The 26,273-nt window shown below is 69.8% G+C and carries 29 protein-coding genes and 7 pseudogenes; 25 read left to right on the top strand and 11 right to left on the bottom strand.

The window, feature by feature from the left end; all coding sequences use genetic code 11:
• The first annotated feature begins 55 nt into the window (after nt 1–55).
• The 4 genes and pseudogenes from QQK48_RS06755 to QQK48_RS19450 all read left to right on the top strand — a co-directional run.
• A pseudogene (locus QQK48_RS06755) lies at nt 56–826 on the top strand (LamB/YcsF family protein).
• 66 nt (nt 827–892) lie between these two features.
• The gene (locus tag QQK48_RS06750) at nt 893–1,432 is read left to right on the top strand and encodes a carboxyltransferase domain-containing protein (protein WP_284327926.1); all 540 of its coding nucleotides are present in this window, start codon (nt 893–895) and stop codon (nt 1,430–1,432) included.
• 10 nt (nt 1,433–1,442) lie between these two features.
• Nucleotides 1,443–2,117, top strand: a pseudogene (locus QQK48_RS06745) (5-oxoprolinase subunit C family protein); the annotation flags it as partial.
• Between the two features lie 64 nt (nt 2,118–2,181).
• A pseudogene (locus tag QQK48_RS19450) lies at nt 2,182–2,241 on the top strand (hypothetical protein); the annotation flags it as partial.
• Here the strand turns inward: QQK48_RS19450 and QQK48_RS06740 are convergent.
• The gene (locus QQK48_RS06740; protein ID WP_348523768.1) at nt 2,225–3,370 is read right to left on the bottom strand and encodes an ROK family protein; all 1,146 of its coding nucleotides are present in this window, start codon (nt 3,368–3,370) and stop codon (nt 2,225–2,227) included. The pseudogene QQK48_RS19450 and the gene QQK48_RS06740 sit on opposite strands and share 17 nt — an antisense overlap.
• A 64-nt stretch (nt 3,371–3,434) precedes the next feature.
• Nucleotides 3,435–3,560: pseudogene (locus tag QQK48_RS21385) on the bottom strand (winged helix-turn-helix transcriptional regulator); the annotation flags it as partial.
• 190 nt (nt 3,561–3,750) lie between these two features.
• On the opposite strand from QQK48_RS21385, the gene QQK48_RS06735 reads away from it, so the two are divergent.
• The 10 genes and pseudogenes from QQK48_RS06735 (at nt 3,751) to QQK48_RS21370 (ending at nt 9,960) form a co-directional block, all read left to right on the top strand.
• Nucleotides 3,751–4,905 carry a substrate-binding domain-containing protein gene (locus QQK48_RS06735; protein ID WP_284327924.1) on the top strand — a complete coding sequence of 385 codons (1,155 nt, stop codon included), beginning with the start codon at nt 3,751–3,753 and terminating at the stop codon, nt 4,903–4,905.
• Between the two features lie 61 nt (nt 4,906–4,966).
• Nucleotides 4,967–5,818, top strand: a complete 852-nt coding sequence (locus tag QQK48_RS06730) for a phosphotriesterase family protein (RefSeq protein WP_284327923.1) — start codon at nt 4,967–4,969, stop codon at nt 5,816–5,818.
• Entirely contained in the window at nt 5,808–5,993 is a 186-nt protein-coding gene (locus tag QQK48_RS06725; protein ID WP_284327922.1) for a hypothetical protein, read from the top strand. Before QQK48_RS06730 ends, QQK48_RS06725 begins: the two co-directional genes overlap by 11 nt.
• Before the next feature lie 123 nt (nt 5,994–6,116).
• The gene (locus QQK48_RS06720; RefSeq protein WP_284327921.1) at nt 6,117–6,902 is read left to right on the top strand and encodes an ROK family protein; all 786 of its coding nucleotides are present in this window, start codon (nt 6,117–6,119) and stop codon (nt 6,900–6,902) included.
• Nucleotides 6,899–7,333 (top strand): annotated as a pseudogene (locus QQK48_RS21380) (ABC transporter permease subunit); the annotation flags it as partial. The gene QQK48_RS06720 and the pseudogene QQK48_RS21380, both read left to right, overlap by 4 nt.
• A gap of 31 nt (nt 7,334–7,364) precedes the next feature.
• Nucleotides 7,365–7,883 carry an ABC transporter permease gene (locus tag QQK48_RS06715; protein ID WP_284327920.1) on the top strand — a complete coding sequence of 173 codons (519 nt, stop codon included), beginning with the start codon at nt 7,365–7,367 and terminating at the stop codon, nt 7,881–7,883.
• 9 nt (nt 7,884–7,892) lie between these two features.
• Complete coding sequence (locus tag QQK48_RS06710) at nt 7,893–8,840, top strand: alanine racemase (RefSeq protein ID WP_284327919.1); 948 nt, start codon at nt 7,893–7,895, stop codon at nt 8,838–8,840.
• On the top strand, nt 8,740–9,114 hold the full coding sequence (locus tag QQK48_RS06705) for a type III PLP-dependent enzyme domain-containing protein (RefSeq protein ID WP_348523507.1): 375 nt from the start codon (nt 8,740–8,742) through the stop codon (nt 9,112–9,114). Before QQK48_RS06710 ends, QQK48_RS06705 begins: the two co-directional genes overlap by 101 nt.
• A pseudogene (locus QQK48_RS21375) lies at nt 9,111–9,449 on the top strand (ATP-binding cassette domain-containing protein); the annotation flags it as partial. The gene QQK48_RS06705 and the pseudogene QQK48_RS21375, both read left to right, overlap by 4 nt.
• 55 nt (nt 9,450–9,504) lie before the next feature.
• Nucleotides 9,505–9,960, top strand: coding sequence for an ATP-binding cassette domain-containing protein (locus QQK48_RS21370; protein ID WP_431308402.1), 456 nt, complete (start codon nt 9,505–9,507; stop codon nt 9,958–9,960).
• Here the strand turns inward: QQK48_RS21370 and QQK48_RS06695 are convergent.
• The 6 genes and pseudogenes from QQK48_RS06695 to QQK48_RS06675 form a co-directional block, all read right to left on the bottom strand.
• A complete protein-coding gene (locus QQK48_RS06695; RefSeq protein WP_284327916.1) occupies nt 9,945–10,205 on the bottom strand; it encodes a hypothetical protein in 261 nt (86 codons plus the stop codon). The genes QQK48_RS21370 and QQK48_RS06695 overlap by 16 nt on opposite strands.
• On the bottom strand, nt 10,181–11,515 hold the full coding sequence (locus QQK48_RS06690) for a BCCT family transporter (RefSeq protein WP_348523506.1): 1,335 nt from the start codon (nt 11,513–11,515) through the stop codon (nt 10,181–10,183). Before QQK48_RS06690 ends, QQK48_RS06695 begins: the two co-directional genes overlap by 25 nt.
• Before the next feature lie 79 nt (nt 11,516–11,594).
• Nucleotides 11,595–11,912, bottom strand: a pseudogene (locus tag QQK48_RS19445) (BCCT family transporter); the annotation flags it as partial.
• 109 nt (nt 11,913–12,021) lie between these two features.
• Nucleotides 12,022–12,648, bottom strand: coding sequence for a Pr6Pr family membrane protein (locus tag QQK48_RS06685; RefSeq protein WP_284327915.1), 627 nt, complete (start codon nt 12,646–12,648; stop codon nt 12,022–12,024).
• Complete coding sequence (locus tag QQK48_RS06680; RefSeq protein ID WP_284329326.1) at nt 12,645–13,940, bottom strand: glycoside hydrolase family 3 C-terminal domain-containing protein; 1,296 nt, start codon at nt 13,938–13,940, stop codon at nt 12,645–12,647. The genes QQK48_RS06685 and QQK48_RS06680 overlap by 4 nt, the downstream gene beginning before the upstream one ends.
• Before the next feature lie 3 nt (nt 13,941–13,943).
• Nucleotides 13,944–15,071, bottom strand: coding sequence for a glycoside hydrolase family 3 N-terminal domain-containing protein (locus QQK48_RS06675; RefSeq protein ID WP_284327914.1), 1,128 nt, complete (start codon nt 15,069–15,071; stop codon nt 13,944–13,946).
• A 97-nt stretch (nt 15,072–15,168) separates the two neighbouring features.
• On the opposite strand from QQK48_RS06675, the gene QQK48_RS06670 reads away from it, so the two are divergent.
• Entirely contained in the window at nt 15,169–15,723 is a 555-nt protein-coding gene (locus QQK48_RS06670; RefSeq protein ID WP_284327913.1) for a TetR/AcrR family transcriptional regulator, read from the top strand.
• Here QQK48_RS06670 and QQK48_RS06665 read toward each other — a convergent pair.
• Entirely contained in the window at nt 15,703–17,040 is a 1,338-nt protein-coding gene (locus QQK48_RS06665; RefSeq protein ID WP_348523505.1) for an MFS transporter, read from the bottom strand. The two genes, QQK48_RS06670 and QQK48_RS06665, sit on opposite strands and share 21 nt — an antisense overlap.
• Nucleotides 17,041–17,271: 231 nt before the next feature.
• Between QQK48_RS06665 and QQK48_RS06660 the strand changes: the two genes are divergently transcribed.
• From QQK48_RS06660 to QQK48_RS06615, 10 genes are all read left to right on the top strand, one after another.
• A complete protein-coding gene (locus QQK48_RS06660; protein WP_284327911.1) occupies nt 17,272–17,556 on the top strand; it encodes a TetR/AcrR family transcriptional regulator in 285 nt (94 codons plus the stop codon).
• Nucleotides 17,557–17,681: 125 nt separating this feature from the next.
• Nucleotides 17,682–17,963: a TetR/AcrR family transcriptional regulator C-terminal domain-containing protein gene (locus QQK48_RS06655; protein WP_284327910.1), complete on the top strand. Its 282-nt coding sequence runs from the start codon at nt 17,682–17,684 to the stop codon at nt 17,961–17,963.
• Nucleotides 17,960–18,574 carry a putative RNA methyltransferase gene (locus tag QQK48_RS06650; RefSeq protein WP_284327909.1) on the top strand — a complete coding sequence of 205 codons (615 nt, stop codon included), beginning with the start codon at nt 17,960–17,962 and terminating at the stop codon, nt 18,572–18,574. Before QQK48_RS06655 ends, QQK48_RS06650 begins: the two co-directional genes overlap by 4 nt.
• 50 nt (nt 18,575–18,624) lie before the next feature.
• Nucleotides 18,625–18,795: a hypothetical protein gene (locus QQK48_RS06645; protein WP_284327908.1), complete on the top strand. Its 171-nt coding sequence runs from the start codon at nt 18,625–18,627 to the stop codon at nt 18,793–18,795.
• A gap of 103 nt (nt 18,796–18,898) precedes the next feature.
• Nucleotides 18,899–19,621 (top strand): siderophore-interacting protein, encoded by a 723-nt coding sequence (locus QQK48_RS06640; RefSeq protein ID WP_284327907.1) that lies wholly within the window; start codon nt 18,899–18,901, stop codon nt 19,619–19,621.
• 231 nt (nt 19,622–19,852) lie between these two features.
• Nucleotides 19,853–21,028 (top strand): HSP90 family protein, encoded by a 1,176-nt coding sequence (locus QQK48_RS06635; RefSeq protein ID WP_284327906.1) that lies wholly within the window; start codon nt 19,853–19,855, stop codon nt 21,026–21,028.
• A complete protein-coding gene (locus tag QQK48_RS06630) occupies nt 20,934–21,563 on the top strand; it encodes an HSP90 family protein (RefSeq protein ID WP_284327905.1) in 630 nt (209 codons plus the stop codon). The genes QQK48_RS06635 and QQK48_RS06630 overlap by 95 nt, the downstream gene beginning before the upstream one ends.
• A 136-nt stretch (nt 21,564–21,699) precedes the next feature.
• Nucleotides 21,700–21,885: a hypothetical protein gene (locus tag QQK48_RS06625; RefSeq protein WP_284327904.1), complete on the top strand. Its 186-nt coding sequence runs from the start codon at nt 21,700–21,702 to the stop codon at nt 21,883–21,885.
• Nucleotides 21,851–24,094: a hypothetical protein gene (locus QQK48_RS06620; protein WP_284327903.1), complete on the top strand. Its 2,244-nt coding sequence runs from the start codon at nt 21,851–21,853 to the stop codon at nt 24,092–24,094. The genes QQK48_RS06625 and QQK48_RS06620 overlap by 35 nt, the downstream gene beginning before the upstream one ends.
• Nucleotides 24,091–24,516, top strand: coding sequence for a hypothetical protein (locus QQK48_RS06615; RefSeq protein ID WP_284327902.1), 426 nt, complete (start codon nt 24,091–24,093; stop codon nt 24,514–24,516). Before QQK48_RS06620 ends, QQK48_RS06615 begins: the two co-directional genes overlap by 4 nt.
• Here the strand turns inward: QQK48_RS06615 and QQK48_RS06610 are convergent.
• On the bottom strand, nt 24,453–25,727 hold the full coding sequence (locus tag QQK48_RS06610; RefSeq protein ID WP_284327901.1) for a permease prefix domain 1-containing protein: 1,275 nt from the start codon (nt 25,725–25,727) through the stop codon (nt 24,453–24,455). The two genes, QQK48_RS06615 and QQK48_RS06610, sit on opposite strands and share 64 nt — an antisense overlap.
• 75 nt (nt 25,728–25,802) lie before the next feature.
• On the bottom strand, nt 25,803–26,159 hold the full coding sequence (locus QQK48_RS06605; protein WP_284327900.1) for a PadR family transcriptional regulator: 357 nt from the start codon (nt 26,157–26,159) through the stop codon (nt 25,803–25,805).
• Nucleotides 26,160–26,273 lie beyond the last annotated feature (114 nt).

The following is a 26,273-nucleotide window of genomic DNA, read 5'->3' as shown; positions in this document are numbered from 1 at the left end:
AAATTCGACCAGAATCAACCAGCCCTCGGGACGGCGGCGGCGCTAGGTTGGGGCCATGGGGTGGCAGATCGATCTGAACGCGGACCTGGGGGAGGGCTTTGGCCGCTGGGAGCGACGGACGATGCCGGTCTGCTCGACGTGGTCACGAGCGCCAACGTGGCCTGCGGCTTTCACGCGGGTGACCCGGCGACCATGCGTCGCGTGTGCGATCTTGCCGCCGAACGTGGTGTGGTGATCGGCGCTCAGGTGTCCTACCGCGACCTTGCCGGCTTCGGCCGCCGCGCCATGGACGTCCCTGCCCACGAGCCTCGCCGCGGAGGTGGCGTACCAAGTGGGCGCCCTGGAGGTGTTCGCACGCGCGGCGGGCACCCGCGTCGCCTACGTGAAGCCACACGGTGCCCTGTACAACCGCGCCGTCCACGACGAGGAGCAGGCACGCGCCATCGTCTCCGGAGCCATCCTCGGCGGACGCCTCCCGGTGCTCGGCCTGCCGGAGTCGGTGCTCCTCGAGTGTGCCCGCGAGGCCGGGCTCGAGGCCGTCGAAGAGGCCTTCGCCGACCGCGCCTACACCGCCTCGGCGACACTGGTGCCGCGCAGTGTCACCGGCGCGGTGGTGACCGACGCCGACGCCGTGGTCGCCAGGTCTGTCGCGATCGCCACCGGTGAGGGGGTGGCCGATGCCGATGGTGCTCCCCTCGCCATCGCGGCACGTTCGCTGTGTGTCCACGGCGACACCCCTGGCGCCGTGGACCTGGCGAGGCGGGTGCGCGCCGCCCTGGAGGACGCAGGCGTGACGGTGGCGCCCTTCGCGACGGCGCCGCGGTGAGCCGCGTCACGATCCTGCCCATGGGGGCCACCGCCGTCCTGCTCGAGGCTCGATGACGCGGCCCATGTGCCTGCGCTCGCGGCCGCCGTGACGGCCGCTCGCGATGCCGGAGAGATCGCCGCGCGCGACGTGGTGCCTGCCGCCACGACGGTGCTGGTCAGTGGGCTCTCGCGCGTGGACAGAGCCGTACTCGAGGACCTCGTGGCCCTGTGGGAACCGCCCGCCCTGGGCGACAGCGAGGCGGCGTGGGTGGAGATCCCCGTCGCCTTCGACGGCCCCGATCTTGCCGATGTTGCCGCGGGCTGGGCCGTGACCGTCGACCAGGCGGTCGGCCTGATCGCCGCCACCGAGTTCACGGTGGCGTTCTGCGGCTTTGCGCCCGGCTTCGCCTACCTCACCGGGCTGCCACCCGGGCGTGCGGTGCCCCGCAGAGCGGAGCCCCGGACGAGTGTGCCCGCAGGCTCGGTGGGACTCGCCGGACCCTACGCGGGCGTGTATCCGCGCTCCTCACCGGGGGCTGGCAGATTGTGGGCACCGCGTTCGGGGAACCGTTGTGGGATGTGGAGCGCACGCCCCCCACACTGCTCGTGCCCGGTACGCGGGTGAGGTTCCTCGCATGATCGAGGTGGTGGCCCCGGGCACGTTGCTCACGGTCCAGGACCTCGGCCGGGCCGGGCTGGCGCACCTGGGGGTGTCACGGTCGGGGGCCGCCGACGTCCGTGCCCTCCGGCGGGCCAACGCCCTGGTGGGCAACGCCCCGGGCGACGCCGCGCTGGAGGCGACGCTGACCGGTGCCGTTCTTCGGGCCCGGGTGCCCCTCGTGGTGGGAGTGGCGGGGGCATCGGCCCCTGTTTTTGTGGGTGACGTTCCCGCCCCGGTGGGTCGGCCGATGCGCCTCGCACCGGGCCAGATCCTGGACGTGGGCGAGGCGACGGCGGGAGCGCGCACCTACATCGCGGTGCGCGGCGGGATCGATGTGCCCCTGGTGTTGGGCTCGCGCTCCACGGACGTGCTCTCGGGGCTCGGGCCCGCGCCCCTGGCCGCTGGGGACACCCTTGGCGTGGGACCCGCCGCAGCGCCGGGGCAGGAACTCTTCGCCGCATCGGCCGTACCCGAGCCTCCGCCCGGTCCGCGCGACGTGGTGACGCTCAGGATGCTCGCCGGGCCGCGGGGGGACTGGGCGGCGCCGGACGCGTTGCGGGACCTCGCGCAGACGCCCTTCGTGGCCTCGGAGCGCTCCAACCGCGTGGGACTACGGCTGACCGGCGCAGTGGTGGAGCGTGCCCGCGACGGCGAACTGCCAAGCGAGGGTGTGATCCCCGGCGCGGTACAGGCTTCCGCCGTCGGGCAAGCCGGTGATCTTCCTCGCGGATCACCCGACCACCGGGGGCTATCCGGTCATCGGCGTGCTGGACAGTGCGTCTCTTGCCGCCGCCGCTCAGGTGCGGCCGGGGCAGCCCGTGCGGCTGGTCTCGTCGCGGTAGGCGGCGCCTGGGATCTGACGCTCCGCAGCGGGACATGGGAGTCACTTCCGGTCGGAAAGTGACCCCCATGTCCCGCCAGCAGGACTACTGCGTCGCGTCGAGCGCCTGGCGCGTGAGGGAGCCTGCCGCGGGCAGGTCGACGAGGCTCGCCGTCCGGGATGTCGAGTTCCCCGTAGGCCACGTGGAGGGCGCCCACCGCGGCCCCCGCTGCGCCGGCGAAGTCACCGAGCGCCGTATGTACCAGGGTGGGGGCGACGTGGAGCGTGGCGGTGAGTCGTTCCTGGTACATCGGGAGATCGTCGCGTAGGGACTTCGCGATCCCGCCGCCCAGCACGATCGTGTCAGGGTCGCAGGCGACCGCCACGGCGGCGAGCGCGGTCACCAGTGCGTCGTCGAAGTCCCGGCGGATCACAGCGGCCCGCGCGGATACGCCGGGACGGAACAGCGCGGCAGGGTCGTCGAGGTCGATCCCTGCCTCGTGACCGCGTGCCGCAATAGCGGGGCCCGTCACGCGAGTTTCGAGGCGCTCGCCGCCGGGCCCGAACGGAAGTTGGCCGAACTCGCCCACCAGCCCTCGCCGTCCGCGCACCACGCGACCGTCGACCGCGAGGCCCACGCCGAGGCCTGCGCCCAGCGTCACCATTGCCGCGCTGGCGTGGCCAGCCGCCGCGCCGAAGCGTTGCTCGCCAAGCAGCGCATCGTTCGCATCGTTGTCGACCACCAGCGGCCTGCCTACGGCCTCCACGCACGTGCGCAGGAACGCCGGGTCCTCGATCTGCGGCAGGTTGGGGGCGTTGGAGACGGTGCGAGGGTTCTCGCTCACGGCGCCAGGTAGGCCGATGCCGACGGCGCGGACCGCCGCCCAGCGCTCACCGGCGCTGTGGCGGGCCAGGCCCGCGATCCAGCGTGCAAGGTCGACCGCGGGTAGGTCGACGGGGGTCGACTGCTCGATGCTCGCCAGCGGCGACCCGGTGAGGTCCACCAGGACGCAGCGGGTCCGTGACCCTCCGAGGTCGATCCCGAGGGCGAGGCGGTCCTCGGCGACGATGTCGAGCAGCACCTGCCGGCGCCCGCGGCGCTCCTCGACGAGGGATTCTCCCTCGACCACGAGGTCCTCTGCGATGAGCCTGATCGACGGTGCGGGACACGGTGGCGGGGGAGATGCCTGTCGCCTTGGCTAACTGCTTGCGACTTGCCGGGCGCTGACGCAAGAGGGCGGCGAGGATCTGGCCGCGTGTCGACTCCCGCATCTGACCTCCCGAAAACGCACTCCATGAAAACAAAACCGGTGTGCCGCGCGGACTGTGACGCGATGGCCCTGGAGAGAGTTTACAAGAACGTGACAATCGATCCATTGACATTGATTGCATCGTGAACGCAAACTAACTCTCGCGACGGGCCAACCGTCGTCATCGTCTCCTTCCAGATCCGAGGTCCCCCATGCAGCACCCCACCGTTCGCCGCGCAGGAGCCATGATCGCAGGCGCCCTCGCACTTTCCCTGACCGTCGCCGGATGCAGTACCGATGCCGAAGAGCCCGCCGCGGGCGCGTCGTCGTCATCCGGAGCCGACTCGTCATCAGTCGCCCAGTCTGTGGATGAGCCCAGCCTCGAGTTCGCAGGCCCCAACGGCGAGGTGCCCGGCACGCTCGAGGAACTCACCCTGACGGAAAACGAGGCGGCCTCGATCGCGGACGGCGGCTACACGGCAGCCTTCGTGTGGCACACGTCCTCGGAGTTCGTCGACGCCGTGGAAAAGGGCGCTACCGACCAACTCGCCGAACTCGGCGTCGAGGTTGTCGCGTCCACGGAGGCTGCCTTCGACGCCGCAACACAGGCCAACAACGTCGAGTCCGTCATGGCGCTGGATCCGGACATTGTGATCGGTATCGCCGCCGACCCGACCTCGGCCGCGCAGTCGTTCCAGCCCATCGTGGATGCGGGCAAGCAACTCGTCATCATGACGACGCCGCCGGCCGGATACAGCGCAGGCGACCAGTTCGTGTCGATCGTGACGGAGTCCCTCACCGATGCAGGTCGCGCGAACGCCGAGTTGCTGGGGGACGCCGTAGGCGGTGAGGGCAAGGTCGCCTACCTCTTCCACGATGCCGACTTCTGGTTCACCAACCAGCGCGACCAGGCCTTCAAGGATTGGCTTGCCCACTCCTATCCGGACCTGGAGATCGTGGCCGAGGAGGGCTTCACGGATGAGGCCCGCACCGAGGAGATTGCCGCAGCGCTGCTGCTGAAGAACCCGGACATCACGGGAATCTACGTGCCGTGGGCCACCGCGGCCCAGGGTGTCCTCGCCGCAGTCAAGGCTGCCGGACGCACCGACGTCGCGATCGTCACCAACGACCTCGACACCACGCTCGCGGCCGACATGGCGGCCGGCGGCAACATCGTCGGCCTCGTCGGTAACGGCTCGCTCGACATCGGCCGTGGTCTCGCCATTGCGGGAGCATACGGATTGCTCGACAAGGAGGCTCCCGCGCTGGTCGCCTCGCCGCCCGTGAAGGTCACCGCCGACAACCTCTCGGAGGGCTGGCTCGCCGATTACGGCGTCGAACCCCCCGCGAGTGTCCAGGCAGGCTGACACCACCACCCAAGGGGAGGGCGTCCCGCGCCCTCCCCCGCATCTAAGGAGATCCCGCACCATGGCAACCGTGCAGACAGTCTTGGGTCCCGTCGAGACGGCCGGGCTCGGACGCGTGATGATCCACGAGCACCCGCTCTCGCTCATCCCCGGACCGTGGCTCACAGGCGGGCCCACCGAAGCCGGCGACGAGATGATCGCCGTCGCCGCGGCCGCCCTCGCGCCTCTGCGCCGACACGGGATTGAGGTCGTCGTCGACCTCAGCCCCTACGGAGTGGTGGGTCGGGATGAGCGCGGAGATAACACCGCCGCGTTGGCGGAGATCTCGCGTCGCAGTGGTCTCCACCTCGTGGCTGGCACCTCCGTCTACCTCGAGGCGTTCAGCCCCGCATGGACAGTTGCGGCGGATCTCGACACCATGACGGAACGACTCGCCGCGGACCTTGAGCATGGCATCGGAGCCTCTGGTGTGCGCGCCGGAGTGCTGGGTGAGCAGGCGACAGGTCTCGATGAGATCACCGTGCACGAGGAGAAGTGCCTACGTGCCGCCGCGCGGGCCCAGGTCCGCACTGGTGTGGCCCTCATGACCCACACCACCCACGGCACTATGGCGCTCGAGCAGACCATGCTGCTTCGCGAGGAAGGCGTGGACCTTGCCCGTGTCGTCATCGGCCACATGGATATTCACCCAGACGTCGACGTCGTTGCACAGGTGCTCGATACCGGCGCCTGCGTCGCCTTCGACACCATCGGCAAGCAGCACTGGGATTTCTTCCTCGAGCCGCAGGTGACCCCGACCGCCGACGGCGAACGTATGAAGCGCGCCTACTTCCGCTCGGACGAGTCGCGCGCACGCATGCTTGTCGAGCCTGTGGCGCCGGGGCTATGGAGAACAGATCCTCTTGGCCCATGACCTCACCGGCGCCGAGGTGTACCTCAACCCCGCCACCCATGGTCAGTGGGGCTACGCCTACCTGCCCGAGGTCTTCTTGCCGCTCGCCATGTCGCTCGGCCTTCCCGCCGGGGCCGCCGATGTGCTGCTACGTGACAACCCGCTACGCCTGCTGGCAACTGGGGGAGCGCGATGACCGCCTTGCCGCTCGTCATGGGAGTCGACCTTGGTGGCACCAAGGTGCGCGGCGCCATCGGCGACGCCAGCGGTGCCTTGCTGGCCGTCGCGGAGGCGCCCACGGCCGATGCTGGGGCGAGGCTTGACCGTCAGGCTCGCCGCGCTCCTGGGCAGGCTCGCCACCGCTGCCGGGGTCGACCCGCCGGCGGTGCGCGCCACCGCGGTGGGTGGTGCGGGAGTGGCGAGCGCGGACGGTTTCACCCTCGCCCCGAACCTCGCCCACCTCGACGGCACCGACGTCCGGAGCGCGCTCGAGACGGCACTCGGTCACACGGTGGTGCTGGAGAACGACGTGAACGTCGCCGCACTCGGCGAACTCCATTCGGGCACCGCGGGGAAGGACTTCGCATTCGTCTCTCTTGGCACGGGAATCGGCATGGGTCTGGTCCTCGGCGGACGGCTCATCCGTGGCGCGCGTGGCGCGGCCGGCGAGATCGGCTACCTTCCGCTCGGCGCCGACCCCCTCGACCCGGACAACCATCGCCGGGGAGCGCTCGAGGAAATGGTGGCAGGCGAGACGATCTCGCATCGCTATGAGGACCTCACCGGGCTGGAGGTCTCGACCCGCGAAGTGTTCGCTCGGGCAGCGCGGGGAGACCAGGGAGCCTCCGCTGTGATCGACGGCTATGCCCGCTGGGTGGCTACCGCCCTCGGGGCCGTGATCGCCGTGGTCGACCCCGGCCAGATTGTCCTCGGAGGCGGCATCGGGCTGAGGCCCGAGCTCCTGCCTCGCGTCCAGACCTGGCTCGACCGCATCGGCCATTCGCATGTTCCCGTCCTCACGTCGGTCCTCGGCGACCGCGCCCCCCTCGTAGGTGCCGTTCGCCTCGCTCTTGAAGCCGCCCACTCGCAAGGAGTCCCCGCATGACCTCCACGACTGTGGACGCACAGGCGTCCCCCGATCTCGCCCAGCGCGTCCGGGCATTCCCCTGGTCGCGCTGCGTCGTCTACATCGGCTTCGTCTTGGTGTTCGCGTTTTTCGCCGTGACACAGGGGGAGTACTTCCTCACCTGGACAAATCTGTCCAACATCGTGGTGCAGTCCGCCCCCATCACCGTGATGGCCATCGGCGCTGTGCTGGTGCTCGGAATCGGCGCCATCGACCTGTCGATCGGTTCCACCGTCGCGCTGGGAGCACTCAGCGCGGCCGTCGCGCTCGAAGCAAGCGGACAGTGGTGGGTGGGCGCGGTCGTGGGGCTGGCGATCGGTGCCGCCGTGGGTGCCGTGAACGGATTCTTCGTCACGGTGGTGCGACTGCCCTCGTTCCTCGTCACACTTGCGAGCATGGGGCTCGTCGCTGGCCTCGCGCGCCACCACAGACCTACAGTCGGTGCCCGTGCTCGATGCGACCTTCGTGTGGCTGTTCGGCTCGGGGTCACTTCTTGGCATCCCCATCCTCGTGTGGTGGACAGCGGCCGCGGTACTCGCGGGGTGGCATGTGGTGCGCCAGCGGCGGTTCGGTGCGCACGTTCTCGCGGTCGGGAACAACGAGCGTGCCGCCCAGGTCGCCGGCATCCGCGTGGGCCGCGTGAAGATGGCGGTGTTCATCGCGTCAGGAATGACCGCGGCGCTCGCGGGAATCCTCTACGACGGTCGGTTGGGAGGCGCCCGCTACACCCTCGGCGAGGCCGACCTGATGACGGTGCTCGCCGCGGTCATCGTCGGCGGCACAGCGCTCACCGGAGGCAAGGCCTCCATCGCCGGCGCACTCGTGGGTTCCCTGCTCATGTCCATGATCAACAACGGCCTCATCCTTGCGGGCCTGTCCGTGTCTCAGCAGATGATCGTGCGTGGCGCGATCATCCTCATCGCCGTCTCCCTGTCGCTGCGCGCCAGGAAGTCCCAGTAGGAGGCCCCCGTGTTCCTCGAACTCACCCGTCGCCGGAATCCGGCACTGATCCGTGACGCCGTCGCCCTCCACCGCGCGGGCCTCATTCCGCCCAATACCTCCGTCATCGACCTCGATGCGGTGGGTCGCAATGCCGATGCCTGCGTCGCTGAGGCTGCCGCCCACGGGCTCACGCCGTTCGCGATGACCAAGCAGATTGGCCGCAACCCCGACGTCTCGGCGGCGCTCGTACGACACGGGATCACGCACGCCGTCGGTGTGGACCTCGAATGCGCGATCGCTGCGAGGGCGGGCGGTCTTGCGACGGGGCATCTCGGGCACCTGGTGCAGATCCCTCGCCACAGTGCGGCCGCCGCCGCCGCGCTCGAGCCTGCCTACTGGACCGTCTTTTCGCTGGAGAAGGCCCGCGAGGCGGGAGCGGCCTCGGTCGCGGCGGGCCGTGAGCAGCCCGTCCTCGCCCGCATTCACGCGGAGGGCGATCGCTTCTATCGAGGACACGAGGGCGGGTTCGATGCCGCCAGCATCGTCGAGGTCGCCGACCAGATCGACGCGATCGACGGCGTCCGCTTTGCCGGCATTACGAGCTTTCCTGCGACACTGTTCGACGCCGCGGCCGGCGCCGCCGTCTCCACGCCCAATCTGGCGACGCTCACCCGTGCCAAGGAGGCGCTGCTGGCCTCGGGCCGCGATCACGTCGAGGCTCAATGCCCCCGGCACCACCTCCACGTCGATTCTCGCCACGCTTGCCGCAGCGGGTGCCACGCAGGTCGAGCCCGGGCACGGGCTCACGGGCACCACGCCGCTTCACGTGGTGACCGACTTGGTCGAGGACCCGGCGATCGTCTACGTCAGCGAGGTGTCCCACCTGTGGGGATCAGATGCCTATGTCTTCGGGGGCGGCCTGTACGTAGACCCCGTGCTCGGCGACGTACCCACGCGTGCCCTCGTGGTCGGTGACGGCGACGACCCTGACGCTGCAACGCTCCGTGACGTCGACATGCCAGCCCCGACGGCCATCGACTATTACGCGACCCTGCGCGCCGACCAGGGGCCGGTGGCGTCTGGAGACACCGTGGTGTTCGGCTTCCGTCCGCAGGTGTTCGTGACGCGAGGCCTCACGGCCGCCGTGTCCGGCATCGGCACGGGAGCCCCGCGCGTGGAAGGGGTGTGGTCGGCCGACGGCTCGGCTCCCCTCACCGTCGCCGACGCCCTCGCGGTGGGTGCGCGATGAGTGCCGCGCCCGCCGTGACCAGCCCTCTGCGACTCGAGGGGATCTCCAAGCGCTTTGGCGCCGTGACCGCTATCCAGCGGTTCGATCTCGAGGTCGGGCCAGGCGAGATCGTCGCGCTGGTCGGTGACAACGGCGCGGGCAAGTCGACGCTGGTCAAGATCATCTCGGGGGTCTACCAGCCCACCGAGGGGGAGATCTGGCTGAGCGGCGAGCGAGCCGAGTTCTCCGACCCCTCGGATGCGCGCGACAAGGGCGTCGAGGTGGTCTACCAGGACCTCGCGCTCGTGGACTTGCAGCCGGTGTACATGAACCTGTTCCTGGGGCGCGAACTGACGCGCGGCCCGCTCAAGGTGCTCGATCGGGCGCGGATGGCGCGCGAGACTCAGTCGCTTGTGGACGACCTTGACATCAGAATCCCCTCGGCCAAGGCGCAGGCTCTCGGACCTGTCCGGCGGTCAGCGTCAGGGAATCGCGATCGCCAGGGCAACGCACTGGGCGAGCGGCTTGGTGCTGATGGACGAGCCCACCGCAGCCCTCGGAGTCGCCGAGACCGCCAAGGTCGAAGAGACCATTCTGCGCCTCAAGGAGCGCGGCGCCGCCGTGCTCATCGTGAGCCACAACATGGAGCAGGTCTTCCGGATCGCCGACCGTGTGACCGTGCTGAGGCGCGGCACGCAGGTGGGGACCAAGGCCGTCGCGGACACCACTCACAACGAGGCTCGTCGCGATGATCACGGGGCTCGCCTCCTAGCGCGCCGTCCGAGAGGATCGCAGCGGGACATGGGGGTCACTTCCGGTCGGAAAGTGACCCCCATGTCCCGCCAGCAGACTTACTGCTTGTCGTGATCCTCCGGAAGGTGATCGATCGGCATGATGATCTGATCCGTCGGGTGCTTCTCGAACGCCGGGGGCTCCGCGTCCTCGGCCGGCTCATCGGTCGTGGCCGAGGCAGGCGCCGACTGCGCCGTGGGCGCCGTCCCGGACCCCGGCAGCACCGCCTCGCCGGGATGCGGCTCGGCACCCGGGGGCGCCGCCGCGGCCAGGTCCGCCGCACCATCGCGCGCCGTCACGGGAGCCGATGCGGTGGCCACCGCAGTGCCGCCAGCAGCCTACGGCAGCATCGGCCGCCTTGTGCCGCTTCGGCGTGGGCGCACCAAGCGACCATCGACGTAGGCTTGGGCAACGGAGTGCGTGAGGCTTCGATGTCGATGTCCGCCTCCGTGGGCTCCAGGCCGTACTCGCCGGAGATGGTGTCGCGAATGTGGTCCATGAACTCGCTGCGGTTCGCGGCGAGATACAGCGCGTGCTCGCGTCTGAACGCCTTGACCGTGGACATCGCGATGCCGATCATGACGATCGAGAACGGCAGGGCCGTGATGATGGCGGCCGTCTGGAGCGCGGACAGGCCCCCGGACAGCAGCAGCGCGATCGCGACCAGCGCGGTGGTGCAGGCCCAGAACACGCGAATCCACCGCTTGGGCGACTCGTCGCCGCCCGTGGTGAGCATCGACAGCACCAGGGATCCGGAGTCGGAGCTGGTGACGAAGAACACCGCGATCAGGATCATGGCGCCGATGGTCAGGACCGTGCCGCCCGGCAGGGTGTCGAGCATCGCGAAGAGGGAGCCGTTGAGGTCCACCTCGCCGTTGGGGCCCACGAGCCCGCCGCCTGCGTAGAGCTCCTCGTACAGCGCGGTGCCGCCCATGACGGCGAACCAGAAGAACGTCACGAGGGACGGCACCAGGAGCACGCCCCAGATGAACTCGCGCACGGTGCGGCCCTTGGACACGCGGGCAATGAACACGCCCACGAACGGTGCCCACGAGATCCACCAGCCCCAGTAGAACGTGGTCCAGGCCGCCTGCCACTGCTCGCCAGCCTCGCCCTGGAAGGCGGAGACGTTAAAGCCGAGGCCAATGAAGTTCTGGATGTAGGCGCCGATGTCCTGGACGAACTCCCGCATGAGGAACTCGGTGGGTCCGGCGAACAGCACGAACATCAGGAGGAACAGGGCGAGCGCGAGGTTGATGTTCGACAGCCACTTCATGCCGCGCTGGAGTCCGGTGACAAGCGAAAAGATCGTGATGATCGTGATGATGACGATCAGCACGATCTGTGTGGTGGTCGACGGTTCCGCGATCCCGACCGACTCCAGACCGGAGGAGATCTGCAGGACACCGAGGCCCAGCGACGTGGCGACACCGAACAGCGTGCCCACCACGGCTGTGACGTCGATCGCGTTGCCCCAGCCGCCCTTGATGTGCTTGCCAAGGAGCGGCTCGAGCGCGTAGCGAATGGACACGGGGCGCCCGCGGCGGTGAACCGCGTAGGCGATGCCGAGGCCCACCACGATGTAGATGGCCCAGGCGTGGATGCCCCAGTGGAGGAAGGTCTGGCTCATCGCCTGCTGGGCGAGCCTGCTCGGAGGTTCCGGTCACGCCGGGACGCGGCGTGGCGAAGTGGGTGAGCGGCTCGGAGACTCCGTAAAACACCAGGCCGATGCCCATACCTGCGGCAAACAGCAGCGCAAACCAGGAGAACATCGAGAACTGCGGCTTGTCGGTGTCCTTGCCGAGCACGATGTTGCCGAAACGGGAGAAGCCGATGACGAGCGCGAACGCCACGAACACCGCGGCGATCAGCACGTAGTACCAGCCGAAGGCGTTGATGATCGTGTCCTGGATGGCGTCGAACAGGTTCTCCGCGACGCCCGGTGCGATGATCGCGAAGACCACGAAGCCAAGAATGATGATCGCCGAGGGGTAGAACACCCAGGTGGCGAGCGCCTTGCGCGACATGGGCGCGCGGCCCTCGACGTCTCCGGGCACCTGTGCTGCAGACTCGCTCATGCTCGGTGCCGCAGCGGGGGTTGCGCCGATGCGGCGGCCTCCTTACCTGAGGCCCAAACTAGCCGACCGTCCCCCGCGCGTCGTGTGATGCCGTCACGACGCGCCAGGACGTCATTCTGGTAACAGCGGCGCAGATGCCGAGGCCCGCGCCCACGATGATGACGATCATGACGGCCACGGACGCATAGCCGTTGTCCGGGTCAAGGAAGAAGTAGGGCACCCAGCCGTCCGTGGCGCCGCGCACCAACACGACCGCCAGCCACACCGCCGGGTAGATCATGCACACGCCGAGGTGGCGAAGGGCGAGCCGCGCACGCGGTCCCTCCAGCAGCCAGTCGGCGACCAGGATGACGCCGGAGGCGAGGTGCAACACCAGGTCCTCCCACGACGGCCCGCCGCTCATGGTGGGGTACAGCAGCCACCAGAACACCACGACCACGATGACCATGTAGGTGGCGGCGCTGACCCGCAGCCATTCGAGCCAGGTGGGGCGCTCGCGGCCGGTGAAACGCAGCGCGACGGCGAGTGCCACGATGCCGATGATGTTGCTCTGGATCGTGAAGTAGCCGAAGAAGTTCCAGAACACGAAGTCGCCGTGGCGGATGCCGTCAGCCACCAGGCTCGCGATGGCGATGAGCATGGCGACAGGGGTAGCGACGCGCCAGGCGCGCACGGGCGTATTCATGGCGCGCGCGTAGTGGTCATCGAGATCTGCGACGGGCCCTTACCGCCGTCGCGTTGAGGAGCCTTGAGCAGGCGGTCGAGGTTGGCGAAGGAGACCTTGCCCTCAGAGGACATCGCGAGGGCGCGCAGCGGCATGTGGCGCATGAACGCCTCCATCATCTGGCGGGTCTCCGCCGTGTCATTCTCGTCACCGCCCATCGCCTTCATCACCTGCCCAATCAGCACCTTCTCCAGCACGCGACCGCCCGCGGTCTGGGAAAGGTCGGCGATCGTCGAGTCGTAGTGGAAGGGGAACAGGGGGCGCGGTGCGGGAAGCGGGCGGCCCAGCAGTGTGGCGAACTCGGTGTCGGTCGCGATGGCCGATGCCGGGTTCACCCGCGCGGTCACCTCGCCGCCCGTGGTGAGGCGCACCGTGGCGCGCGCACGGATGTCGGTCGAGGACAGCCCCACGCGCACCTCGAACTCTCCGGCCTCGACCACCCAGCCGTGCGAGGCCGTGTCCCACACGGCCCACGCGCGTTCACCAAGGGCGACCACGGCATCGGCCGTCTGTCCTGGCTCGAGTTCGAGCTTCGCGAAGCCGCGCAACTCCTGCTCGGGACGGTGCAGCGTTGAGGCGACGTCGTGCACGTAGACCTGGATCACGGTGGAACCTGCACGCGCGCCGGTGTTGGTCACGGGGACGGTGACCTTGCGGTCGTGGCCGCGGCCGGTGATCTTCGCGGCTCCCACCTCGAAGGAGGTGTACGACAGCCCGTGACCAAACGGGAAGCGCGCGGGCACGCGGAAGGTGTCGTGGAAGCGGTAGCCCACGTATTGAGTCTCGCGGTACTGGACCTGCGTGGGGTGTGACGCGAAGTTCGCGTGGCTCGCGAGGTCGGTGACGGAGACGGGGAACGACTCGGCCAGGCGCCCACCCGGTTCGACGTCGCCCACGAGGATGTCGGTGATCGCACCGCCGCCTGCCTGGCCGCCGAGGTAGGCCTGGAGGATCGCGTTGGGGGCATCGGCCCATGGCATTTCTACGGGTGCGCCTCCCACGTTGACCACGACCACGCGAGCGTGGCGGGCGGTGAGCGCCTGGATGAGGCGGGTGTGCGCGGGCGGGATCTGCAGGTGGTCGCGGTCGTAGCCCTCGGATTCGTAGGACAGCGGCAGGCCTACCATGAGGATGACGGCGTCGGCTCCCTCGGCGGCGCCGACGGCCTCGGCGAGCCTGAGCGTCGGTGGCCTCGCCGGTGGCCGGGTCGTACCCCGGCGCGTACGCGATTTCCCCGGCGGCTCCCACGCGATCGGTCAGTGTGGCGAGCACGGTGTCGAGGCGGGTGGGGTTGACGAGCGCAGAGCCGCCTCCCTGGAACCGGGGGTCTCGGCGAAGGCGCCGATGAGCGCGAGGCGTCCGGTGGGGGCAAGGGGGAGCGTGCCGTCGTTGGTGAGCAGGGTGGCGCCGGCGGCGGCCACGCGGCGCGCGAGGGCATGGTGCTCGTCGTGCGCGGTGTCGACGTTGACGGCCGTCCGTGAGGCGCGCTCCGCCGCGACCTTCAATGCCAGGGTGATGACGCGCGCACAGGCGATGTCGAGGTCGCGGCCCGCGAGGGTGCCGGCCCCCACGGCGGTGTCGACGGACTTGTCCCAGGCGCCATGGCTTGACGGCATCTCGAGGTCAAGGCCGGCCCGGATGCCCGCCGGGCGGTCGTGGGTCGCGATCCAGTCGGTCATGACGAGGCCATCGAAACCCCATTCCTCGCGCAGGATCGTCGTGAGGAGTTCACGGTGCTCGCCCGCGTGAACGCCGTTGACGAGGTTGTAAGCGCACATGACCGTCCAGGGCTGCGCCTCGGTCACGGCGATCTCGAACCCGGTGAGGTAGATCTCGCGCAGGGTGCGTTCGTCCACGATGGTGTCGACCCGCATGCGGTTCGATTCCTGGTTGTTGGCGGCGAAGTGCTTGAGACATGCGCCCACGCCCTCGGCCTGAATGCCGCGCACCAGGGCGGCCGCGGCCTTGCCCGAGATGAGGGGATCCTCGGAGAAGTACTCGAAGGAGCGCCCGCCCGCGGGATGGCGCTTGATGTTGAGACCGGGGCCAAGGAGCACCCCCACCTCCTCGGCGCGGCACTCGCGACCGAGCGCGTGGCCCACCTCCTCCAGGAGTGCGACGTCCCAGGTGGCACCCAGGGCCGATGCCGTGGGGAAGCAGGTGGCGGGCACGGACGAGTTGAGGCCCACATGGTCCGTTTCTCCGGTCTGCTTGCGCAGCCCATGTGGACCATCGGTGAGCATGAACGAGGTGACCCCCTCGCGCTCGAGTGACTCGGAGTGCCAGAAGTCATGGCCTGAGGTGAGGCGGATCTTCTCGGCGCGCGTCAGGCGAGCGGTGATGTCGAGCGCCTGCTGGGTGACTCCGGGGGCGAGGTCGGTCATGGCTTCTCCTTATGCGAGGGCATCGATGCCTGCGCTCTATCTAAGCAAATTAGATAAGGTGCTCACAAGGCCGTCCCCGTCAGCGAAAGAGGTCTGCATGGCGATCCGACTCGCGCCCGCGGAGCGTCGTGCGCGCATCCTCGACACGGCCATGGCGATCACGGACGCCGAGGGGCATCGCGGCCTCACCATGGCCGCGCTGGCCCGCCGCTGCGACATGTCGACGCCGGGCGTGCTGCACTACTTCCCCGACATGCCCACGCTGCTCGTGGCGCTCGTTCAGCGCCGCGACGAGCGCGACGACGCCGGACTCGACTGGGAGGCGATGACCCCCGAGCGGGTCAGGTTGCTCCTCGACGCGACGGTCGCCAACATCGTCGCCCGGCCGCGCGCCGCGGCGCTGTTCGCTGCCGTCGAGGCCGAGGCGCTCGACCCGACGCACCCGGGGCACGACTACTTCCGCGAGCGCGCCGACCGACTCGCCAGCGGCCTCGCCTCGATGCTCTCCGGCCCGGACGCGGAGGGCGTCGCGCGGCGACTTTTCGCCGCCATGGATGGCCTCCAGTTGCATTACCTGCGCGACCCCGAGGGCTTCGACCTGGTCGCCCAGTGGGCCGCGACGGCCGATGCGCTACTGGGAGAGTGTCGCTGACGCCGGCTCGGCGTGCTCGTCGACGGACGTCGAATCGGTCAGCGCGAGCGCACCTCCGATAGCGAGCACTCCCGCCACGACCGCGACCACCACGAACGTCACGGCTTCCCCGTGGAAGAACGAGGCGACGAGAGCGGGGCTCCACGTTCCGGTGGGAAGCGAAACGGTTACGAGGACGGCGATCAGTGTTCCGGTGACGGCCGTGCCGATGCTCGTGCCCACCTCCTGCGCCGTGTCATTCATGGCCGTGCCGAGCGACGTGCGATTGGCGGGCATGGCCTCGACGAGGGCGACGGCGCAGATGGTCATGACGGTGCGCAGTCCGAAGGTGAAGGTGACCATGAGGAGGGCGACGGCGAGGTAGCCATGGCTGACCGCCCAGCCCATGCCGAGCAGTGACCCGGCGAGGACGGTGCCGCCGATCAGGGTGGCGCGCCGGTGGCCCACGCGAGACCCAAGCGCCTCCGTCAGCGGCGTCGCGAGCAGCATGGTGAGGATGAGGGGCAGGTTGGCAAGGCCCGCGACCAAGGGGCTCCAGCCGTACGCGTACTGGAACTGGAAGATGAGGCTAAACATGAGGCCCGCCATGGCGATGGAGGTGCCCATCTGAGCGATGGTGGCGCCGCGGAACGTGCCGGAGCGGAACAGGGTGAGGTCCAGCATCGGCTCTGCGGTGCGGCGCTCGTGCCGGATGAAGGCGACGACCGCGGCGACCGCGCCGAGGGCGCACGCCACCGTGAGGGGCGCTCCCCATCCGTGGTCGACTCCGCTGGTGAGGGTGTAGCACGCCAGGCCGATGCCGGCGATGCTGAGGGCGGAGCCCACCACGTCGAGGCGGTCCTGCGTGAGCCCCGCGGCGTCGTCGCGCGAAACTCCCGCCCGCACCCCGAGCCACGCGATCACCGCGATGGGCGCGTTGATGAGGAGCAGCCAGCGCCAGTCGAGATGAGTGATGAGGGTCCCGCCCAGCAGCGGGCCGAGGATGAAGCCGCTCATGCCCACGGTGATCATGAGCGTCATGGCGCGGCGCTTGAGTGCCTCGTCGTCAAAGAGCCGGAACACCAGGGAGTTGGTGATGGGCGCCATGGCCGCAGCGGCGAGCCCAAGGCAGGCGCGCAGGACGATGAGGTCGCCGGTGGTGTGTACGGCGAGCACTCCTAGGCTGATGAGGCCGAAGGCTGCGAGGCCCCACAGGAGCACGCGGCGCCTGCCGAGCCGATCCGCAAGGGCGCCCGCGGTGAGGAGCAGGCCGCCGAAGGTCAGCGAGTAGGCGCCGGTCACCCACTGGAGCCTGCGTGGTGTCGCTCCCGAGGTCACGGCCGATGGTGGGCAACGCAATGGTGAGCAGCGTGTTGTCGACCATCTCGACAAAGAAGGCGGCGCACAACGCGGCGAGGGGAATCCAGGCGGCGCGCAGTGAGGGGTAGGTGCGCGCGGCGGCGACTGTGGTCATGGCGACCTCCATATCGAACGACGTTCGGTTCTCGAACAACGTTCGAAACTATAGAACGACGTTCGATACACCGCAAGTTGTGGTGGGATGGGGGCATGGAAACCGCGCCCCATGGCGCCGACGCTCGAGGTGCCCGTGCGCCTCGCCGCCGTCGCGCGTCGCACTCCCTCGAGGCCGTCGTGGCGGCATCTGTGGCGATCCTCGACGAGTCTGGCGAGGACGCGCTGACGTTTCGCGCGCTCGCGGCCCGCCTTGGCGGTGGCGTGGGAAGCATCTACTGGTACGTCTCCAGCAAGGACGAGGCTCATGGCTCGCGCTGCCGATCAGGTGCTGGAGGGAGTCCTGCTCCGCACCGACGCTGTCGCAGCCGGGAGCGGTGACGCGATCGCGGCGCTGCGTGAGATCGCGGTGACGCTCTATGAGGAGATCGTGGACCGCCCGTGGCTCGGCGCATTCTTTCTGCGCGACACGGACGTCCAACCCAACGGTCTCCGCCTTTTCGAGCGTGTGGGCCAGCAACTCATGCGCATGGAGCCTGACGCCGTCGCAGATGCTCGATGGTGTGACGGCCGTCATGGGGTTCGTGATTGGGGTCGCCTCGGATCGCGGCCAGGACGCCGAGCGCGCCGACGGCGGAACCCCGCCGTGGGAGGGGCTCGAGGCTGCCGAGTATCCGTTCCTGTTTGCCATGCGGGATCAGTTCCTTCTTCACGATGACCGCGCGCAGTTTCTCGCGGGGCTCGAACTGATCCTGTCCGGGCTCCGCCTTCAGTCGGGGCGTGCATGACCTGGCCCGCGCGCATCCTCTCCGCGCTGCGCTGCCCCGTCTGTGCGGGGCCGGTCGCCGAGACGGCATCGGGCCTGCGTTGTGGGGCGGGGCACACGTTCGATCGCGCGCGCCAGGGCTACGTCACACTCCGCGCGGGCCACGGCAAGACACTGAACGCCGACACCGCCGAGATGGTGGTCGCCCGCGAGCGGTTGCAGTCCGGCGGTTGGTACGCCCCGGTGGCCGATGCTGCGGCGAGGGCCGTCGCTCAAGTCGCGCGCGACGGCCGTGGGCTTCTGCTCGACCTCGCCGGCGGCACCGGGTACTACGCGGCGGCGGCGCTTGACGCCCTGCCTGGCTGGGACGGGATCGCCATGGACCTGGCCACGCCGGCGCTCAAGCGTGCGGCCCGGGCTCATCCGCGCTGCGTGGCGGTGGGCGGCGACGCCCTGCGCACCCTTCCGCTCGCCGACGCCTCCGTCGACATCGTGCTGTCGGTCTTTGGCCCTCGGGTGCCGTCCGAGGTGATGCGGGTCCTCGCGCCCGGCGGGGCGCTGGTGGTGGTGACGCCGCTGCCTCAACACCTGCGTGAGGCTCGTCGAGGCCGTGGACGGTGTGCACGTGCATGAGGGCAAGTCTGAGCGCCTCGCGGCGCAGTACCCGCAGGCTCGAGCGGGCGGTGAGTGAGGACGTGGTCGCCACGCTCGCCCTGACCGCCGATGCGGCGAGGGACGTGCTCGCGATGGGCCCCAACGCGCATCATGTGGCGGCGGATGACTTGGCGTCGCTTGGTGCGCGCGAGACGACGCTCGCGGTCAGGGTCGAGTCGTTGGTGGCTCCGCGCCGCTAGGCGGCGCGTCTCCGCGAGGCTATTTACGCAACGCCGCGCGCACATATACTGACGAGCGATGAATGCCCCAAATCGCCCCCCGCGTCCTGTCCGTACCGCCACCGTGCTGCGCACCGAGCGGCTCAGCCCCTCGATGGTGCGCGTGATCGTCGGATCCGCTGCCCTCAAGGACATCGGACCGTTGCCGCTCACCGACCACTACATCAAGATCAAGTTCGGTGACGTGACCCGCACCTACACGGTGCGATGGTTCGACGCCGAGACGGGCGAGATGGCGCTCGACTTCGTCATCCACGGCGACGAGGGCCTCGCCGGTCCCTGGGCAGCCACGGCGCAGCCGGGCGAAGAGATCGCCTTCATGGGACCGGGAGGCGGCTGGGCGCCCCGCGCGGGTGCCGACCTCCACCTGCTCGTGGGCGACGAGTCCGCGCTGCCTGCGGTCGCGGCCGCCCTCGACGTGCTTCCCGCGGGTGCGCGCGCCGAGGTGTTCCTCGAGGTGGGCACTGCCACCGATCGCCAGCCCCTCACCCTCAGCGATGATGTTGCGGTCCACTGGATTCACCGCGACGAGCACGGCATGGGCTACGGCGAGGCGCTCACCTACGCGGTCGAGACCGCCGCCCTGCCAACGGGGGACGTGGAGGCTTTTGTGCATGGCAATGCGGACATGATCAAGCCCCTGCGCCATCACCTCTTCAACGTCCTGGGCGTGCCGCGCGAGAACGTCTCGATCTCCGGCTACTGGCGCACCGGCATGAACGAGGACGGCTGGCAGTCGTCCAAGCGCGAGTTCGTGGCCCAGATGGAAGCCGAGCAGGATTCCTGATCTACCAGGATCAACGATCGTTCACTCGCGTGTCGATGCTCCGGTGGACGATGTCAGACGGCCGCGCTAGGTTGATCCGCGGCTGAGAGCACAGACCGAGGTGGGGAGACCACGCAGTGTCGCAGTTCGGCGTAGACCTGAGGGGCGTCATCGACCTCCTCAGCCGTCACATTTATTCGGGTCCCGAGGTGTATCTGCGGGAGCCTCCTGCAGAACTCTCGCGACGCCATCGTGGCTCGCGCCGCGGGCGGAGACCCCGACCCCGCGTGGGGTGTGCGCATCCATCCGGCCACGGCTGAGGCGCCCTTCGTGCTCGCCGACGACGGCATCGGCCTGGCCGCGGGGGAGATCGAGGACCTGCTGGCGACGGTGGGCCGCAGGCTCCAAGCGCGACATGCTCGACCTGCCCCACGGCGACTATCTGGGCCATTTCGGCATCGGCCTGCTGAGCCTGCTTCATGGTGGCCGATGAGATTCGCATCCTCAGCCACAAGGCCGGTCACCGCGCCGTGGTGTGGACCGGGCGCGCCGACGGCACCTACGCCGTCGAGGAGCCTGAGCGATGTCCAAACCGAGGCCATCGACATCGGCACCCGCGTCACCCTCGCGCCGTCCGCCGAGCGCATCGCGCTCCTGGGCGAACGGCGCGTGCGCGAGCTCGCCACGGAGTACGGCGAGTTCCTTCCGCTGCCCGTGTCGGTCGGCGCCCACGACGGGCCGATCACGTCGCTGACCACGGCGCCGCCCTTCCTTCCCGGCGGCGACCGCGAGGCCGCTCTCGCGTACGGCGAGACCCTCCTGGGGCATCGGCCGCTCGATGTCATCGACCTGACCATCCGCGCCACCGGGACCACCGGTGTCGCCTACGTACTTGCCAAGCCGCTCGCGGGGCGTGGGCACCGCGGAGCGCGCGTGTATCTGGGCCGCATGTTGCTGAACGCAGACGAGCAGGCGATCGTCCCGGAGTGGGGGTTCTTCCTGCTGCCGGTGGTGACCTCGGATCACCTCACGCCCACCGCGAGCCGCGAACAACTGGTCAAGGACGACGCGGTCGACACCACTCGCGACGGGATTGCGGCCGCCTTCCGCGCCTGGGTCAAGCGCGTCGCCACCACCAACCGTCCGCTCCTCGATGCCTTCCTGCGCGCCCACGACCAGGCCATTCGCGCCGCCTGTGTGGACGACGAGCAGGCTCCTTCGCGTGCTCGGCCCCTTCCTCACGTTCGAGACGACGGCGGGGGAGCGCACCCTCGAGTCGATCGCGTCTGCGGGCGAACCCGTGCGCTACGCCTCGGGCCTCGACGAGTTCCGCATGCTGGCAGGCATGCGTGCCCCCGGCATCCTGGTCAACGCCGTCTACACGCACCACGAGGAGGTGCTGCGCGCCGCCCAGCATCTCTACAGTGACCTCGAGGTGAGGCCCGCAGACGTGATGGCCCGCCTCGCCGAGCTCGCCGCACCCCATGCGGACGATGTCCCGCGCACCGACGCGCTCGCGGCGAAGGCCACCGCGGCGCTCGCGTCGGTGGACGTGGACGCGGTGGTCAAGGTGCTTCCCGATGCCTCGGTTGCCTCGCTGTATGTGGCCGATGCGGACGTCCTGACCCGCGCCGACCTCCAGCGTGCGAGCGAGATCGCGAGCGGCCCGTGGGCCGCGACGCTGCGCGCCGCCGGCGCCCGCGTGGACCAGGTGCGGTCGCGCACCGGGGAGGTCGTTACGAGGGCGCAGGTCTGTCTGAATTGGGCCAGCCCCGTGGTGCAGCACCTCGCCGCGATCGCGGACGGCGAGGTGGCCGCGCGCGCCATCCGATTGCTCTACGTCCAGGCCCTGCTTGACGGGCGCCGTCCCTTGACCGAGCGCGACCGCGCGCTCATGACCCAATCCCTCGACGATCTCATCACCCTGAGCGTCGGCCTCACCACCCCAGGAGACCCCGCATGACTGACACCGCCGCAGCCGCCGATCTTCTCGACGAACTGACGCTGATGCCCTACGGGCCCGCACACCGCGAGCGCGCCGCTCAGGTGGTCGCTATCGCGCAGGAGCGGGGGACAAGGGGCTCGAGTTCGACGCCCGCATGCGCCTCACGGATGAGGGAGCCATGCGAGGTGTGGCGGACCTGGCGCTCGCGAACTTCGCCTGGTGCGCGGCGGCGTACAAGGACGATGCGAGTCTGGTGACTGGAGACGCCTCGCGCGCCCAGAGCCTTCTTCTGGCAGCACAAGTGGATGCCCGGCATCCTCACGGGTTCGCCCGCGTTTGACCGCACCCAGATTGATGCCGTGCTGAACGACATGGAGGCCACGTTCCGTGACGCGGGCCTTGGACTCTCGGCGGTGGCGTCGGCCCGGTTCGAGACGGCGACGTCGCTGGGTGACCTCGCGGACGCCGAGCGGCTCGGCGAGGACCTCGAGAGCCTGCCGCGCGACAACTACTCCTCGTGCGAGGCGTGCATCCCGGCGGGCTACGTTGACCTCGAGTTGCTGCGACGCGACGGCGCCGCGGCGGCGCAGATCGCGATCTCCGCGTGGCGTGAGCACCAGGTCTGCGCACACGAGCCGGAAACCATGCTGGCGCGCACGCTCGTGGCGATGCTGGAGTCCGGCCGCCTCGAGGATGCGGCCGAGGCCTTCGACTTCGTGTGCCGCTCGTCGCGCACGGAGCCGGACAAGTTGCTGAACATGGCGCTGGCGGCGCAGTTCGCTTCGCTGACGGGTCACCATGACCTTGCCCTCGACCTCGTGGAGCGGCACGTCGGCTGGCTGGCGCACGACGCCCTTCACGAGCGCGCTCACTTTACCGCCGCGCTCGCCTTCGCGGTGGTGCTGGAGCGCTACGTCGCCTGCGGCGGCTCGGCCGATGCCGTGGTTCGCGCCTCGGCCGATCCCGCGCTCGCCGCGGTGCTACCCGCCGTTGACGAGCCCCGCACGGTGGCCGACCTTGGACGCGAACTCTGGGCTCTCGGCGATGGCCTCGCCCAGCGCTTCGACGAGCGCGGCGGCAACGACCTGTACGCCCGTGAGGTCGCCGCCGCGCGAGCCCTCGTAGAGCGCTCGTGGGAGGTGCCGCTGACGCAGGAGGTGTTCGCTCCTGTCTCGATCAGGCGCGCCGCTCCGACGACCACGCAGGAGTGGTTCGCGGCGGCGGTGGCCGCCAACGTGGCGTACGCGGGCATCGACGCGATCGAGGCCGCGACGCACGTGCTGGCCTCGGCCGATGCGCACCCCGTGCAGCGCCTGCGCGCCGCCGCCATCCGCGCTCAGCACGCAGGAGCGATGGGCGACATGGCCACCGTGGAGGCGAGCCACGAGGCGTACATGGAGTCGGCGAACGTTCTGGGTGAGGCAACCGTGCGGCTCGCCGCGATCGTCGCGTCGGAGGCCGGCCCCGCCGAGCCGGCTGCGGCCGCGACCGAACACGCCGACGCGGTGCCGTCGACCCGCGCCAGGGCGCTGGTCCGCTCCGCGAGCGAGAGCATCGACCTGCAGTTGCGCTCCGAGGAGGGCATGACGGAGGAGGCGTTCGCGTGGGCGATGGAGCGCCTCGATGAGGCAGATGTGATCGTCGCGCCCGATGCGGTCGCGGGCCTCGACGAGGAGATCGGCCAAGACGCCGCCTTCGCACGGTACGCGGTTCTCGCGACGCGAGGCACGCTGCTCGGTCGTATCGGTGCCCACGAGGATGCCATCGCGGTGTTCGCTGCAGCCGAGGCGGCACTTCCCGGACGCGCCGTCACGGCGTCGGTGGCGGGGATGCGGGCCAAGGTGCGTGAAGCCGCGCAGGATCCGGTGGGGGCAGGCGCGGAGCATGACCGTGCGGCCACCGAGTTCGCGGCCGCGGGATTCGGCGGGACAGCGGCCTTCGCCGCCTTCGAGTCCGGCCGGTGCGCGATTGTGGCGGGAGACGCGGAGCGTGCCGCCGCGCGCTTCGACTACGGCGCAGGCCTGTGGGGTACAAGCGAGCCGCTGCCGTTCGCGGTGCGCTGGGACTACGCTCAGGCACTTCTCGCGACGGGCGAGGCCGATCGTGCCAGGGAGTTGGCGGAGTCCGTGCTGGAGCACGAACTCGCGCAGCCGCAGACCTCGCCCGGATCGCTCGCCCAGACCCGCGTGTTCCTCGCTCAGTGCATGGCCGAGTCCGGTGACCAGGGCGCGGGCGAGCAGTATGCCGCCGCGGCGCGCCTGTTCGTGGAGGACGGTGCGGTCCACGCCGGAGCGGAAGCATCGTTGCGGGCCGCGCAGTTCTGGTGCGGGCGCTATCAAGCGGACTTGGCGTTGCCGGGCTCGTCTACATGGAGAGTCTGCTGGAGCGTGAGCCCGAGCAGTTCCTCACGCTGGCGCTGCTGGACCTTCGCGCCGAGTGCATGGCGGATGCCGACGATGCCGCGTGGCGGGAGGTGTTGCAGGCCGCTCGGGCGCACGGCGCGAGCCTCGACGACCGTGACCCGGAGTTGCGGTTCCTGCTGCGGGTGAGCGACTGGCTGCGCCTCATCGACGAGTACGCGGTGGCGGCCGGGGTGCTCGCCGACGCGGCGCCTCTGGCGAGGGGTCTCGAGGAAGATTTCATCTGGGTCGAGGTTCAGGCGCGGCTCGCGGGTGTCCTGTTCGAACTCGAGGACACGGCTGGTGCGGACGCGGCCCTTGCCGCGGTGCGCGACCGAGCCGCGGAGCCGACGCCGACGTGCGCGGGTACGCGGCCGAGCGGGGTGCCGGAGTGCTCTCCGATTGGGGTCGCGACGACGAAGAAGAAGCCTGGTGGGAGCTCTTCGAGGACTGATCACTCGCGGTGGGGTGGGTGGCGATGCGCGCCCACCCCACGCCGCGGGCGCCGCTACTCGACGGCGCCCAGCAAGGGCGGCAGCGCCACGATCACGACGAGTGCCCAGGCGCCGTAGGCGGGCAGCATCCCCGTCTGCCACCTCTCCAGGCGATACGCCGCACCGGGGGCACCCCGGTTGATTCGCACCAGCAGCCAGGCCGTGACCGCGAGATTCGCGAGCAGGAGCAGGTTCAGCCCCAGGATCACCACCCTGTTGAGGGTCCAGCCGTCGTCGCCAATGCGGATGGCGACGTTGACGAGCGCGATCGCGTCGAGCGCGAGGGCGCCAGTCACGAGCGCGAGCCTGGAGCCTGTCGAACCACGTGGGTGAGGCATCGGCCCCCGGGCCGTGAGGCTGTAGAGCACCAGGCCGATGGCGATGATCAGGATCGCGTTGCACACCAGCAGGAGGTCGCGCTCCAGGCCAGCGAGGTCTCCTGAGGCCAGGACGACCACGAGCAGGATGGCGAAGGCGAGCGCGAACAGGGGCGTGAAGACCTTCGCCAGGACGGGCGCCATGTTCTCGATGACCGATTGCTTGGCCTCCACAAGCCATGCGGCGATCACGGCCGCGCCGCCCGCGCCGAGCGGCAACATCCACTGGACGAGGAATGCCTCGGGGTCCAGGCCTGCGGCACCGCAGGCGAGGCCCACGATGGCCATGAGGATGCCGCCGCCGATGCCGAGCAGGACCAGGTAGATCACGTACTCGCCGGTGAAGCGTACGGCGTCCATGCGGCCGTCGGTGGTGCGCCACCGGTCGCCTGCGTAGGCCAGCATGACGGTGAGCCATGCGAGCACGGGAAGATGCAGCGCGGTGGTGACGAAGGCGTCGCCGTCCGACGACAGGGGGTAGAGGTGCGCGAGCGCCGTGACGGCGGCAAGCCCCGCGAGCGCCGCGACCGTGACGGCGGTCGAAGGGCGGTGACGCCACAGCAGGTACCCCACCACCGCGGTGAACAGCAGCGGGCCAAGATTCAGGAAGTAGGCGGAGTCGACGGACTCCGGTGCGAGCCACACCGGAAGCCTGACCAGGAGACCGCCGAGGATGCCGAACACGATCGCCGCCCATACGCTGTCTCGCGCCGTCCTGGCCCGAGCAGGTGACTCGTCGCCGAGCACGAGTTGCTTCCACAGCCGCTTCGAGTTCTCGCGGGCGAATTCACGAGCGATCTCCTGCTGGCTACCCAGGCGCTTGACGGCGACGAGGAAGGCCTCGTCGTCGCTGAGCCCCGCGGCGATCAGGGTGTCGAGGTGGCCGCGCAGGTGGTCCTCGAGGCTCGTCAACGTCGTCGGCGCCGATGCCCGCGCGGCGTTCGAGGTGGACGCGCCACAGGTCGATCTGGGTTTCCAGGGAGTCGCTCATGCGAGGCTCACCTGCCCGCCGAAGTCCATGCGCCCCCAGGCGCTTTCGAGGGCCGCCGCGACGGTGCGCCACTGGCTGACGTGCGTGGCGAGCGCCTCGCGTCCCTCGCCGGTCAGGGCGTAGTACTTGCGCCTGCGCCCGGTCTCCGAGGAGCCCCACGTGGCCTCGATGTGCCCCTGACGTTCGAGGCGGTGGAGGAGGGGTAGAGCAGCCCCTCCGTCCAGTCGAGCTCGCCCGCGGACAGGCTCGCGCACCCGGCCCAGGATCGCGTAGCCGTACGAGTCCGACTCCGCGAGGATGCTGAGCACCATGGGGGCCGCGCTCGCGGCCACCAGGTCCTTGGGAATGTCCATGACGGCTCCTTGCCTTTTACCTAGCGCCATGATGCATAGCAGTGCTAGGTAAAGTCAACCGGGGCATCGGCCGCCACCGCGGAACCGGCACGCCCCCGTAACCGTTGCACACGT

Origin of the sequence: Demequina litorisediminis (genome assembly GCF_030161615.1) — a bacterium.
Taxonomy (GTDB): domain Bacteria; phylum Actinomycetota; class Actinomycetes; order Actinomycetales; family Demequinaceae; genus Demequina; species Demequina litorisediminis.
The sequence above is the reverse complement of the archived record's forward strand: the minus strand, read 5'-3'. Positions and strand labels throughout refer to the sequence as shown.

Excerpts from the sequence above, each read along its gene's own strand:
- QQK48_RS06730 (WP_284327923.1), top strand. The coding sequence starts at position 4,967 with ATGGCAACCGTGCAGACAGTCTTGGGTCCCGTCGAGACGGCCGGGCTC.
- QQK48_RS06650 (WP_284327909.1), top strand. The coding sequence starts at position 17,960 with ATGACCTGGCCCGCGCGCATCCTCTCCGCGCTGCGCTGCCCCGTCTGT.
- QQK48_RS06675 (WP_284327914.1), bottom strand. The coding sequence starts at position 15,071 with ATGACCGACCTCGCCCCCGGAGTCACCCAGCAGGCGCTCGACATCACC.
- QQK48_RS06620 (WP_284327903.1), top strand. The coding sequence starts at position 21,851 with ATGCCCGGCATCCTCACGGGTTCGCCCGCGTTTGACCGCACCCAGATT.
- QQK48_RS06670 (WP_284327913.1), top strand. The coding sequence starts at position 15,169 with ATGGCGATCCGACTCGCGCCCGCGGAGCGTCGTGCGCGCATCCTCGAC.
- QQK48_RS06630 (WP_284327905.1), top strand. The coding sequence starts at position 20,934 with ATGCTGGCAGGCATGCGTGCCCCCGGCATCCTGGTCAACGCCGTCTAC.
- QQK48_RS06735 (WP_284327924.1), top strand. The coding sequence starts at position 3,751 with ATGCAGCACCCCACCGTTCGCCGCGCAGGAGCCATGATCGCAGGCGCC.
- QQK48_RS06625 (WP_284327904.1), top strand. The coding sequence starts at position 21,700 with ATGCGCCTCACGGATGAGGGAGCCATGCGAGGTGTGGCGGACCTGGCG.
- QQK48_RS06690 (WP_348523506.1), bottom strand. The coding sequence starts at position 11,515 with ATGAGCCAGACCTTCCTCCACTGGGGCATCCACGCCTGGGCCATCTAC.
- QQK48_RS06660 (WP_284327911.1), top strand. The coding sequence starts at position 17,272 with ATGGAAACCGCGCCCCATGGCGCCGACGCTCGAGGTGCCCGTGCGCCT.
- QQK48_RS06605 (WP_284327900.1), bottom strand. The coding sequence starts at position 26,159 with ATGGACATTCCCAAGGACCTGGTGGCCGCGAGCGCGGCCCCCATGGTG.
- QQK48_RS06685 (WP_284327915.1), bottom strand. The coding sequence starts at position 12,648 with ATGAATACGCCCGTGCGCGCCTGGCGCGTCGCTACCCCTGTCGCCATG.